Raw genomic sequence first — 13,049 nt, 5'->3', positions numbered from 1 at the left:
TGTATTATTTTCATCTTTAACATATATATCTAATCTAATACCTTTACTTTCTAAAAGTAAATCTATAGTCTTTTGATTTTCAGGCATTTCTATCTTTTCAATTTCAATCTCTAAAAGTTTCTCTAAAAACTCTTTACAGATCTCTTTATCACTCATTACTTTCGCAAATAGGAAATCATCTTCTAAATTTAATTCTTTTAATGTTTTACTCATTATTATTTCCTTTATTCTTAAATCAATTTATATTTTATTTAAGTTCTTACTACTATTATATTAAAATATTATTATAATCTCAACGAGAAACTCCTATTTATCGCTCACAATATTATAAATTGTTAATCAATCTAACTGATAAATTGAAATTTATATATACTACCATGATTCCTTCAGCATTCTAAATTCCTTATATGTGATATCTTCAACCTTATATTCGAATGAATTTATTTTATTAAATCCATACCTTTCATACAACTTAACAGCTACTTCATTATCTATTTCTACACTTGTATATAAACTTTCATTTGGAAACTTATTATGAAAAAAATCTAAAAATTTTTCTAATGCTTTTGTCCCAAATCCTTTATTTTGATGCTTAATATCAATCATAAACCTTGAAAATGACCATCCTTTTAATTCTTCATCATAATCATATAATAAAAATCCTATCATTTCATCTCCATTATATATTCCTAATGGATATAATTTATCTTCATAGAAAGATTGTACTAATGAAAATGCATTACTTGCAACATAATTAATTTGATGCTTTCATAACTTTAAGGATATACAATTATTATAATTTGATTTATTTATTTCTCTAAAGTTAATCTCCATATTTATCCCCCATACAAACTTTAATTTAGTTAGCTGAACTTACTCCTCTAAGCGATAGTGAAGAGTGACTTTCCTTTTAAAAGGAAGCACCTTCTCCTTACGTCGAATGTGTAAGTTCGATTAACAAAATTGAAATTTTGAATTTCACTTAAGTTTAAAAATTTTATATAATTTTACAGAATCAATTATATAAATTCTAGGCGAAAATTTCACGGTTCCCGTAAAATAAATATTTCATTTTTTCGCTACCATGTTATGTGTAATATCATTAATTTTTCGGCTCCACATGACGAACAATATTATTCAAATTTTATTTGGAGTTTAATATTGATTTTGTTTTTATAATAAATTCTGCTTCGCTTCTAGCTTCAACAAACTCTCCATCAACCATGGCAACTATGGTTTCATCCATTCTTCCACCACATTCGCCTATGCATCCACAAACTATTTTTTCATCTTTAAATTCATTTTTCACTATATTGATATCTATTCCCGAACATCCTGGGCACATTACTATCATGTTTATCTCTCCTTTTAATGTTTTAAGTTGCCTCTGAGGTTAATCCATTTATTGGATTAACCTCAGAGGCAACCCGATTTATGTCTAAATTTCTGTTCCATTTTTAAAATGAAACATTTTTTAATATTTTTTTCCATTAGTATAAGAGAAAGTTACATCTTTTAATTCAACATGACCTTCTATATTATCAATTTTAATTCTTTTATATTTTCTCCTCTCCACTTTTCCATATAAATAAAACTTATTTATATCGCACCATATATTAGTTAGGTGACTAACAATAAACTTCTAGGTATTAGTATAGTTTTATACTATACACCAGTCAATAGTTCTTAGTTACTATTTTTTAACTCCTTATATATTCTTTATATTACTAATTCATTTTTTAAGAATTTAATGTTTTTACTTAATAATAAATAAAAATTTAAATTTTTGATAATACTAAATATTATTAATATTTTAAGGAGTGAAACAAATGAAAAAAATTATAAGCTTTCTTCTATCAATATTAACTTTACTATCTATGATGCTTTTTAATTTACCAGTGTCTGCAACATGCATAGAAAACCCTTATTCACAATTTATAGATGATCCATATTACGAACTTACACAGGATCATATTAATGGAATAGTATCTAAATTATCTAAGCTCCCTTCTTCTGGTAGCGTTTGTATAGATTATTTAGGAGAAGAAATCCTGCTACATAGAGCTATATTATTTGCTACTCATAATATAGAAAGCTACTCAAGTAATCCTGAATTAATTGATATTGTTGATGATATAATTGATAACTATACTGGTGAATTAAAAGAAATGAGAATTGAATTGTCTAGATTAATTGATACTTATGGTAAAAGTAAAGAACAAGTTAAAGAAGATACAGAGTATATTAAGCAATACAAAGTAATTATAGATAAATTAGAAAAAGATTTATCAGGCGTTAAATCTTCTGATAGCAATGAAATAACATATATAAAACAAGCAATTGCCCTTTTACAAGCATCTCATGATATTTCAATACTAGATAATAAATGTGCTAAAAGTGAATTAGTTAAAGAAATTGCTAAGAATGAAGTTACAAACACTCAAGCTTATATTTCTAGATTAAAAACACTTGAATCAGCATTAAAATAATTAAAAAGTTAAGAAGTTAAGCTAAAGACTTAATTTCTTAACTTTTTTAATTTTGCTATATAGCCTCAAATTCATTTATTTAAATTTTAAATTTTTTAAATACCATAGGATATACCCCTATGCCCACTAAACTTATTAATGAATATCTTATAAACGAAAATATTGTTGCACTTGGTAATAATACTTTTAATCCCAGTTGTAATACTAATAATATTACTATTCCTAATAATACTCTTATTATCTTATTTCCTGTATTTCCTTCCGTTGAAAAATTAACATATTTCTTTTCAATATATATTCCAATTATAAATCCTAAATAAGTTCCCATTCCTTTAATAAAATCTGCAGAATGTGCAAAAGTTAATGCTGGAATAAATATTGCAAATGTTATTACATATAGTAACATCTTGTTTTCAACCTTATTATATAAATTATAACATATTAAAGATATCAATACCCCCAGTATTCCACCAACTATAACGTCTTTTGGGTAGTGAACTCCTAAGTATAATCTAGAAAACCCAATTAAAACAATCATTACAGCAGCAATAATATACATTACTCTCTTCTTTAAATAAATTGCCATAGCTCCATAAAATGAAGATGCACCTTGAGTATGTCCACTAGGAAATGAATATCCCGTTGCTGTTTGCTCTCTTAATGTTCTAATTCCTTCTTCTCCTATAGGTCTTTTCATTTTAAAAATATCCTTTATTGCATTATTTAAAAGTACGCTAGTTAAAACAGAATATGCAATATATTCTCCAAACTTTTTGTCTAATGTCCAATAAATAATTGATATTATAGATATTAACACTATCTGTTCACCACATATAGTTATAAGTTGAAATAAAAAATCAAAAAATGGATTTGCTATACTTTGAATATTTCTTAAAATTTCTAACTCCATAAATTCCTCCACCTATTAGTGATTAAAAATTTGCTTACGTGACTCTTTACATATAGCCTCTAAAGCATATGCTACATATAATTCTGTACTTATCAATACAGCTCTTTCATCTATATTAAATTTATCATTATGATTTGGATAATCTCTACCTATCTCTTCATTACCAGCTCCTACAAAAGCAAAAACTCCAGGAATTCTTTTTTGATATATAGAAAAGTCTTCTCCTAACATCATTCTTGGAACTTTTATAATATCTTTTTCATCAAATATTTTCTTAGCAGCATCTAAAGCTGTTTTTACTGCTTCAGAATCATTAATTACAGCAGGATGATGTGCCACACCATACTCAACACTTGCTGTTGCTCCATAAGCTAAGGCTGTGCTATATGCAATTCTTTTAATTGATGTTTGAATATGCTTAGCTGTTGTTGCATTAAAAGTTCTTATTGTACCTTCTATTATAGCATCACCTGAAATAATATTATGAGTTTCTCCTGATTGAATATGACCTACTGTTACTACTGCAGAATTAACTGGATCTATTTCTCTACTAATTATAGATTGTAAATTCATTACTATAGCTGCACAAACTAAAGTAGCATCAACACATTGATGTGGCTTTCCTGCATGACCTGATTTTCCTGTAATTTTTATTGTAAACTTATTTGATGCAGCCATTCTAGGCCCCTCTTCTATAGAGATTTTACCACACTCTATATCTCCAAATACATGTAATCCAAAAATTTCATCTACATCATCTAAATACCCATGTTCAGAAATTAATTTTGCCCCACAGGAATTTTCTTCAGATGGTTGAAATACAAGAATAATCTTCCCTGGAATACTATCCTCATATTTTTTTAATATCATAGCAGCTCCAAGTAATGATGCCATATGTGCATCATGTCCACATGCATGCATCACGCCCTTATTAGTAGAAGCATATCTAACATCTGTATTTTCTTGTATTCTTAATGCATCCATATCAGCTCTTAATGCTATTACTCTACCTTCTCCTTTACCAATAGTTGCAACTACTTCTGTTTTTATTCCATCTTCATATTTAACACCTATCTTATCTAATTCCTCTTTAATTCTTTTAGATGTTCTATGCTCTTCCATACTTAATTCAGGATACTTATGAAAATCCTTTCTTAATGAGATTATATAATTACCTATAAGTTTTGTCTCTTTTAAAATATCCATAATCAATCATCCTCCCCCTATAAATTATATAATTTTATGTAAATATTGTATATTATTTTAAATAAATCATTTAACTTTTTGTAAAAATATGGTAATATTTTTATGTTAAGTAATTTATTTGAGGTGAGATTATGAAAAGAAAACTATTAACTTTAAGCTGTACTATTGTTTTATGTTTATCCCTAACTTCTTGTGGATTAAAAACTGCCATTACTGGAGATACAACAGCTAGTACTGATGATTCAAAGGCTACAGAAACTAATTCTGAAAACAAAGCTGACACAACAAATACCGATACTGCTAAAGAAAATACTAATACTGCTTCTACTGAAGAAACTACTGATGATGCAATTTCAACTAATAACAATTCATTTGTAGAAAATACTAATTCTAATGTTACATCTGATAAATCCGAACTTTCATCAACTACTAATACGGTTAATAGAGATTGTCGAGTTTTTTATTTTAATAAAGTAGATCTTAAAACTTATTGTGTTGATACAAATGTTAAAGTAACTGATAATGCTCTTGTTACTGCTTTAACAGAAAAATTATATTCAGCTCCTAACAATAATAACAACTTTGTCGTATTATCTAAAGATTATGGAGTAAGATCTGCAACATTAAATTATGATACTAATGTTTTAACTGTTGTATTTAATGAAAACTTTATTAAAGATATGGAACTTTCTGCTGAAGTAGCTAATGGAGTTATAGGAGCAGTAGTAAATACTTATGGATATAATTATGGTGTAGATAAAGTTGCTGTTTATTTTGGAGATGAATTATATACTGGTACTGATGGAACATCATCTGATGAATATTCTACAGTAAATTATAGTGATGTATTAAAACTTGATTAATAAATAATTAAGCAGTAAATAGGTTACATAACTTTTAATCTATTTACTGCTTAAAATTTTAATGATTCTTCATAGTTGTAAAGAAGTTTCTTTTTATTAACAAAAACTCTTCCATATCATTTAAAAATTGAAGTAATTGAGCTCTACTTTCAAACTCTTCCCTAGTCTTTGGTAATTCCATTTTCTTAAATTCACTTCTTAAAATATCTAAATCAATTAATAATGATTTACAATCATTCATTTCACTTATATTTTCTGATACACACAAAGTAAAATCAGCCATAACATTCATTTGTTCAACAGGTATATTAAACCTCTGGAAATGTAATCTCATCCTTTTTATTGTATCAAATTGATTAATTCTCATATTTATATAATCAGTATAATATGATGAGCTTTTAAAAAACTGATTATTTACTATCTTATAAGCTGTTTCCTTACTTGTATATAATCGTTGTTCTACCTCATTTATAAGCTTTTGTTCATCAATATCTACTGCATGAGTTATTAATGACTTGGACATTTTGTTTATTATAATTCTATAATGTTCTTCAATCCACTCTTTATCATCTTTAAATTTATCTTCAAGAGAAGGCATGAAAATGTTAGCAATTGCAGCTACCCCTATTCCAATTATCATTAGTAATACTTCATTATAAATTAATTCAATTGTTATATTATTTGCAACTAAAAAATGCGTTGATAGAACTACTGATGGCACCATTCCCTCTTGTGCTTTTAACCTTGAAGTAAGTGGTATTAAAATTATTAAAAATAATCCAAAGATTAATGTTCCATTTCCTAATAAACTATATAGAATTACTGATAATAAAATCCCCATACTACAGGCAATTATTCTTTTATAGCTAATAATTAATGCTTTTTTTCTAGTATCTTGTATACTTAATATAGCAATAACAGCTCCAACTGTTGCATATTGTAAACCTAATGCATTTCCTATAAGCAATGCTATAGTTGCTGATATTGACATTTTAAATGCTAAATTATATATGTACTTCATTATTCTCTTTATTAATTTCCTTTTCCCTTAAATTATTTTTCTTAAAAAAATCTCCACATTCTTTTCTCATATCAAATCCCTCCCATCAATGTACATATTGCTTTACTTAATTCTAACCAATCACTTTTAAATTGTTTTAGTGATTCTTCACCCTTTTCAGTTAACCTATAATACTTTCTTTTTGGCCCACTATTAGAATCTCTTAATGTAGCAGTAATCAACTCATTTTTTTGAAGTCGTAATATTATTGGGTAAATAGTTCCTTCTGAAATTTCTCCAAATCCATATTTACTCAATTTATTAGAAATTTCATAAGCATAAGTTTCCTGTATATTAATAACTTCTAAAATACATCCTTCTAGTAATCCTTTTAACATTTGTGATGGAATCATTTTTTCACCTCACTATCTTGTAATGCATTATTCTACTATATTGTATTACAAGATATATATTTTTGTCAATTTCTATGAAAATATCTTATCTTCAATTATCATATTTATATCTTATTAGTTATCGACAATTTTTTAAAATATAATTTCCCAAAGAAAAAAAATAACACCTTAAAGTTACAATCTTCATACCGTAACTTTAAGGTGTTATAATTAGCAAACAATAAATTTTATAAACTAAGCTATATTACTACTGTTAATAAATCTTCTTTAAAATCTATTTGTTTTTTATCGATTTCTACAACATCTAAATAATTATCTGAGTTTGTTATGATTACTGGTGTGATTAAAGAATATCCTTCTTTTTCAATTGCATTAATATCAAACTCTACTAAAGTCTGTCCTTTTTTAATTGTATCTCCTTGTTTAGCTTTTAATGTAAAGTGTTTTCCTTCTAATTTTACAGTATCCATACCAACATGTATTAATATTTCTGCTCCATTATTAGTTGTGATTCCCATAGCGTGTCCTGTTGGGAATAGTGTTGTAAGTATTCCATCTGCTGGAGCTACAACTTTACCCTCTATTGGTATTATTGCTATCCCTTTACCTAATGCACCACAAGCAAATGCTTCATCTTCAACATTTTTTAGTTCTGTTAATTTTCCTTTTAATGGGCTTGAAATAACTTCTTGTTTAACTAATGTATTTTCACTATTTTGTGAAGCATCTGCATTAGAATTATCATCTTCCATATCCTTTGGATCTAATTTTACAAATAACATTGCTAAAAATCCTAAAATTAACCCTGCTGCCATTGCTATAACAACTCCATAAAATCCTTTGTCAGCTCCATTTGGTCCTATAAAGTTCGGTAAAACAAATATTCCTAAACCACCTGGCATATATTTTTTAGATTCAAAGAAACCAAGGATACCTCCTGTAACTGCACCTATTATACAGCTTACTATAAATGGTTTTTTTCTTGGCAATGTAATACCATAAATTGCTGGTTCAGTAACACCAAAGAATCCTGAAATGATTGATGGAACACATAATGATTTTAATTTCTTATTTTTTGCTTTTAATGCTATTGCTAAAACTACACCTGTTTGTGCAAAACATATTGCAACTGAAGTAGCTACAATTGGGTCGTATCCTAAAACTGAGAAATTATTCATTGCTATTGGAACTAATCCCCAATGTAAACCAAACATAATAAATATTTGATAGAATCCACCGATAAATAAACCTGCTATAGTTGAATTTAAATTATAAATTGCTAATGTTATATTTCCTAATATTTCACTAGCATATGATGATACTGGTCCTATCACTAAAAAAGTAACAGGAACTACTACTACTAAAGTTAACATTGGAACAATAAAAGTTTTAACAATATCTGGAATAATTTTCTTAAATAACTTTTCAACATAAGATGCAAATACAATCGCAATTATAACTGGAATAACAGTTGAAGTATAACCACCTGAAGGCATTATAACTGGAATACCAAAGAATTCAATTGTCTTACCTGCAATACCTGTTATTGTAGGATGAACAAGAGATGCACCTATTGCCATAGCTACAAATTGACTTACATTAAACTTCTTAGCTGCTGTAAGTCCTAAGAATATTGGAAAGAAATAAAATAAGCTATCTCCAATTGTTTGTAGTATAGTGTAAGCACCACTTTCATTACTTAACCATCCCAAAGCAACAAACATTGCTAAAAATCCTTTAATCATACCAGTTGCAGCTAATACTCCAAGTACTGGTTGAAAAACCCCTGATATAATATCAATTAATTTATCAAAAGTCTTCATCTTTTCTGGAGAATTATTTCCTGACCCTTCAGAAAGTCCTGCAACCGCAACTACATCTGCATAAACATCTGGAACATGATTTCCTATAACTACCTGATACTGTCCACTACTTTGAACAACCGTAACTACACCATCCATATTTTTCAATACATCTGTGTTGGCCTTTTTTTCATCTTTTAACTTAAAACGTAATCTAGTTATACAATGCGTTAAACCGCTAACGTTTTCTTTACCTCCAACATTCTTAATTATTTCTTTTGCAAGATTTTCGTATTTCATAAGCAATCGCTCCCTTTAAATTAATCATAATCTTATATATAAAAAAGCAAGACCTAAAGTTTAATAATACTTAAATTACTTTTGTATTTTTAAACCTATGGTCTTGCCTGATTTAACAGTAACAATCCTAAATATTTAATTGTTTCTATATTATCTATTTACAATACGCTTAATATGAAGTGTCAAATAAAGCTGTTCTTCATAACTTAATTCTATATTTAAATATTTTTCTATCTTAAGCATACATTTATAAGCATCTTTATATTTTTCCTTTACTTGTTGTAAAAGAAAGTCTTCATTTTCATTTCTATACTGTGTTTTATTATTAAGTCTTTTAAAGAAAAATCTTAAATGAGTAATAAACCTTTCATAGTTTAAAGAGTGTTCATCTAATTCAATATCATATGTGTATTTTACAATATTTAGTATATCCTGAATCTTTTTGGTCATACTATAAGCAATATCAGTTTTATCGCTTTTTCCATTAATCTGAGCTGTTATCAAGTGAAGTGCAATATTTCCGGCTTCTTCTTCATTAATCTTTTTACCAAGCTCACTTTCAATAAACTCTAAAGCCTTTAATCCAATATTATATTCTTTAGGATAAAACTTTTTTATTTCCCAAATCAATATATTTGGTCTTTCTATTCCTTCATCAAATAATTTTAATGTATAACTTATATGATCAGTTAATGTTACATAAATATAATCATTAAGTTCACAGTTTAACATGTTCTTAGCATATTCCACAATATCATAGCACAATGATATTTGTTCTGTAGGTATGTGTTCTAAAATCATTTTAAACTTTTCTAAAGTGTCCTTTTCCTTTAAAATAAAAGTTTTTTCTATTAATGATTCATCTACTTCATCGCCAATTTTTTTTCTAAATGCAAGCCCACATCCAATGATAACAGCATCTCGTCCATTGTCTTCTTTAACCATAACTGCATTGTTGTTAAAAATTTTATCTATCTTCAATGCACATCACCTCATACTCTATTCTATACTTGACTATGTTTAAAAATAAAAACCTTAATTAATTATAAGAAATAAATATCATATTTCTTATAATTAATTAAGGTGTAGCCTGATCGAATCAGTAACAATCCCAAGTTAATGTAATCGTTTATTTTCAATTTCATCATACTTTTTTTATGATAACTTGTCAATACTTTTTTTATAAATTTATATGCTTTCGTCAAGAAAATTCCAAAACTCGCTTTTATTTTGCATGACTATAATTTGTTCTTCATTTTTAAATCAGCTTTTAAAATATAATAGAGTTTAATATTAAGTAAGTTATAGTTCTTCTCCATTAGTTTTTATTACATTTTTGTACCATTCAAATGATTTTTTCTTCTTTCTGTCTAATGTACCTTTTCCAGTATTATCCTTATCTACATAAATAAAGCCATATCTCTTTTCCATTTCACCAGTACTTGCACTTACAAGGTCAATACATCCCCAAGGAGTATACCCAATTAAATCTACGCCATCTTTAACAGCTTCCTTCATTTGAATTATATGATCCCTTAAATATTCAATACGATAATCATCATTAATTGAGCCGTCTTCTTCAACTTTATCAAAAGCACCAAGACCATTTTCAACTACCATAAGAGGTATATTGTATCTTCCATACAATTTATTTAAAACATACCTTAATCCTTTAGGATCAATCTGCCATCCCCAATCACTTGCTTTAAGATATGGATTTTTAATTCCACTAACTAAATTTCCTGAAACTTTGTCTTTTCCACCCTCTGCTGATTCACAGTTACTCATATAATAACTGAATGTATAATAATCTACTGTTCCTTCTTTTAAAATCTTCTTATCTTCTTCAGTTATATCTAAAACAATATTATTTTCTTCAAAATATCTCTTAGCAAAGAAAGGATATTCACCTCTAACATGTACATCTCCACAAAGATCATTTGCCAATTGATCCATCTTCTGTGTAAGTAATATATCATCTGGATTACATGTATAAGGATATTTTGTCATATAAGCAATCATACAGCCTATTTTAAACTCTTTATTAATACTATGACCAAGCTTTACTGCTTTTGCACTTGCTACAAATTGATGGTGAAGTGCTTGAAAACGAATCTGCTTATTATCATTTGGGTGTAAAAAGTCTTCTGTGCCTTCATTTAAAATACCAAGACTAAGATATCCTCCTACTGGCTTTGTACCACAATTAATTTCATTAAATGTAAGCCAGTATTTAACTTTATCCTTATATCTGTTAAATATTACATTGCAGTAGTTAACAAAAAAATCTATTACATCTCTTGAAGCCCATCCATTATATTTTTTAGTTAAATTAAAAGGCATCTCATAATGTGAAATAGTAACTAATGGCTCTATATTATATTTTTTTAATTCATCAAAAACATCATCATAAAACTTTAATCCTGCTTCATTAGGTTCTTTATCATCACCATTAGGGAATATACGTGTCCATGCTATAGACATTCTAAATACCTTAAATCCCATTTCTGCAAATAACCTAATATCCTCCTTATATCTGTGATAAAAATCAATAGCTTCATGACTTGGATAATTTAATCCATAAATAGTTTCTCTAGTAATTTTACGTGGAATAGTATGAGTTCCTGCTGTCAACATATCACTTGTACTTATACCTTTTCCATCTAAATTCCATCCACCTTCAAATTGGTTGGCAGCTGTAGCACCGCCCCATAAAAAATCTTTATTGAATCCCATAGAATGCTCCTCCTTAGTTTAGATAATTTAAATATACTTAGATTTACAAATTAAAATTATTTATTTAAAAATAAAAGACCCATCTGTAGAGATATAAGCAATTGCACAAAATTCAATCCTTATAAACTCATACAAATAGGTCTAGCTTGTCTTTCAACAATAACCATCCAATTATTATATTCACATAATAAAACATTCAAAACACTTTGTCAACGATTTCACCAATTTATCTTTTATACTTTTTTCTTCTTTTTAAGAGAACTAAATAAGACCTTTTACATATACATGTTTCATCTATCCACTCCCTCTAACATACTGTGATATTCATTATATATTCATATATATTATTTAGGAACATGAAAGAAAATAATAGAGTAAATATGCTACCTATCATTTGTTTATTAGCCTTATAAGAACTCTTAAGTATTATATTATTAATCTAAGTATTCTAATTTTACAATATCATTTAAAATTTTAACATTGAATTTTACTACCTAACACACTCTCTGTTATAACTATTTTACATTCACTAATTGAAAATAAATAATTCTTTTATATCTAAAATAAAAGGAAACCGTTAGGTTTCCAATAATAACTTATATTATATTTCTATTTTAAGAATTTCTTCTTTACTAAGTTTAGTATATTTCATTATTTTTTCAATAGATTCATTATCTTTAAGCATTTCTCTAGCTAAGTTTATTTTTTCTTCCTTCTTACCTTCTTCTCTTCCTTCTTCTAACTTTTCTCTATCACGCTCTAAAAGTGTCATAAACTCCACCTCCACATTAGGATTATTCTTGACTTCAATTACTCTTCTATGAATATTCTTAACTAAAGTACCTTTAGTTTTTTCAGCTGTTTTATCATCTGAATGTTCCACGTACTCTAAAAACCCAATAAGTTCATCACTTAAATCTTTCATGATCCCTTTAGTATTTAATATAATTTTATTTGTATCATCTTTTAGCTTTATATTATTGTCTTCAATACATACAGTTTCAAATGTATATTTATGTCTTCCTGCTTTAAATAAGTCAAAAGTACATATAAAAATAATATAACTTTTAGATAGTTTTCTATAATCTTCACCTTTGCTGATTAAATCTAAATCAATATTTCCTTGATAATATCTTAATCTTTTAGGAAGATTTCTATTTTTTCCTCTTTGCATTTCAACATTATAAACTGTATTATTTTCATCTTTAACATATATATCTAATCTAATACCTTTACTTTCTAAAAGTAAATCTATAGTCTTTTGATTTTCAGGCATTTCTATCTTTTCAATTTCAATCTCTAAAAGTTTCTCTAAAAACTCTTTACAGAT

12 protein-coding genes and 1 pseudogene are annotated in these 13,049 nt (G+C 27.1%); 2 read left to right on the top strand and 11 right to left on the bottom strand.

The window, feature by feature from the left end; genetic code table 11:
- The 3 genes and pseudogenes from Q0Y03_RS13910 to Q0Y03_RS13900 form a co-directional block, all read right to left on the bottom strand.
- A pseudogene (locus Q0Y03_RS13910) lies at positions 1-213 on the bottom strand (transposase); the annotation flags it as partial.
- A gap of 159 nt (positions 214-372) precedes the next feature.
- On the bottom strand, positions 373-759 hold the full coding sequence (locus tag Q0Y03_RS13905; protein WP_297714413.1) for a GNAT family N-acetyltransferase: 387 nt from the start codon (positions 757-759) through the stop codon (positions 373-375).
- A 385-nt stretch (positions 760-1,144) separates the two neighbouring features.
- A complete protein-coding gene (locus Q0Y03_RS13900; protein ID WP_297714411.1) occupies positions 1,145-1,354 on the bottom strand; it encodes a DUF1450 domain-containing protein in 210 nt (69 codons plus the stop codon).
- Positions 1,355-1,829: 475 nt separating this feature from the next.
- Here Q0Y03_RS13900 and Q0Y03_RS13895 point away from each other — a divergent pair, with 475 nt between their 5' ends.
- Positions 1,830-2,489 (top strand): hypothetical protein, encoded by a 660-nt coding sequence (locus tag Q0Y03_RS13895; RefSeq protein WP_297714410.1) that lies wholly within the window; start codon positions 1,830-1,832, stop codon positions 2,487-2,489.
- A gap of 79 nt (positions 2,490-2,568) precedes the next feature.
- Here the strand turns inward: Q0Y03_RS13895 and Q0Y03_RS13890 are convergent, their stop codons facing one another.
- Positions 2,569-3,399 carry a phosphatase PAP2 family protein gene (locus Q0Y03_RS13890; RefSeq protein ID WP_297714409.1) on the bottom strand — a complete coding sequence of 277 codons (831 nt, stop codon included), beginning with the start codon at positions 3,397-3,399 and terminating at the stop codon, positions 2,569-2,571.
- Between the two features lie 15 nt (positions 3,400-3,414).
- Complete coding sequence (locus Q0Y03_RS13885) at positions 3,415-4,605, bottom strand: amidohydrolase (RefSeq protein WP_297714408.1); 1,191 nt, start codon at positions 4,603-4,605, stop codon at positions 3,415-3,417.
- Positions 4,606-4,736: 131 nt separating this feature from the next.
- Between Q0Y03_RS13885 and Q0Y03_RS13880 the strand changes: the two genes are divergently transcribed.
- Positions 4,737-5,468 (top strand): GerMN domain-containing protein, encoded by a 732-nt coding sequence (locus Q0Y03_RS13880; RefSeq protein ID WP_297714407.1) that lies wholly within the window; start codon positions 4,737-4,739, stop codon positions 5,466-5,468.
- Between the two features lie 58 nt (positions 5,469-5,526).
- On the opposite strand, the gene Q0Y03_RS13875 is transcribed toward Q0Y03_RS13880, so the two are convergent.
- The 6 genes from Q0Y03_RS13875 to Q0Y03_RS13850 all read right to left on the bottom strand — a co-directional run.
- On the bottom strand, positions 5,527-6,489 hold the full coding sequence (locus Q0Y03_RS13875) for an aromatic acid exporter family protein (RefSeq protein ID WP_297714406.1): 963 nt from the start codon (positions 6,487-6,489) through the stop codon (positions 5,527-5,529).
- 71 nt (positions 6,490-6,560) lie between these two features.
- The gene (locus Q0Y03_RS13870) at positions 6,561-6,881 is read right to left on the bottom strand and encodes a PadR family transcriptional regulator (RefSeq protein WP_297714405.1); all 321 of its coding nucleotides are present in this window, start codon (positions 6,879-6,881) and stop codon (positions 6,561-6,563) included.
- Positions 6,882-7,120: 239 nt separating this feature from the next.
- Positions 7,121-8,983, bottom strand: coding sequence for a beta-glucoside-specific PTS transporter subunit IIABC (locus Q0Y03_RS13865; protein WP_297714404.1), 1,863 nt, complete (start codon positions 8,981-8,983; stop codon positions 7,121-7,123).
- Between the two features lie 150 nt (positions 8,984-9,133).
- On the bottom strand, positions 9,134-9,964 hold the full coding sequence (gene licT / locus Q0Y03_RS13860; protein ID WP_294140704.1) for a BglG family transcription antiterminator LicT: 831 nt from the start codon (positions 9,962-9,964) through the stop codon (positions 9,134-9,136).
- Positions 9,965-10,285: 321 nt separating this feature from the next.
- A complete protein-coding gene (locus Q0Y03_RS13855) occupies positions 10,286-11,719 on the bottom strand; it encodes a 6-phospho-beta-glucosidase (protein ID WP_297714403.1) in 1,434 nt (477 codons plus the stop codon).
- Between the two features lie 601 nt (positions 11,720-12,320).
- Positions 12,321-13,049: Rpn family recombination-promoting nuclease/putative transposase (locus Q0Y03_RS13850; protein WP_297714402.1), on the bottom strand; the 729-nt coding region annotated here is incomplete at its 5' end.

It is taken from the genome of Clostridium sp. (genome assembly GCF_026168755.1).
In the GTDB taxonomy this organism is placed as follows: Bacteria; Bacillota; Clostridia; order Clostridiales; family Clostridiaceae; genus Clostridium.
Note: the sequence above shows the minus strand (reverse complement) of the source record. Positions and strands in the feature narration are given on the sequence as shown.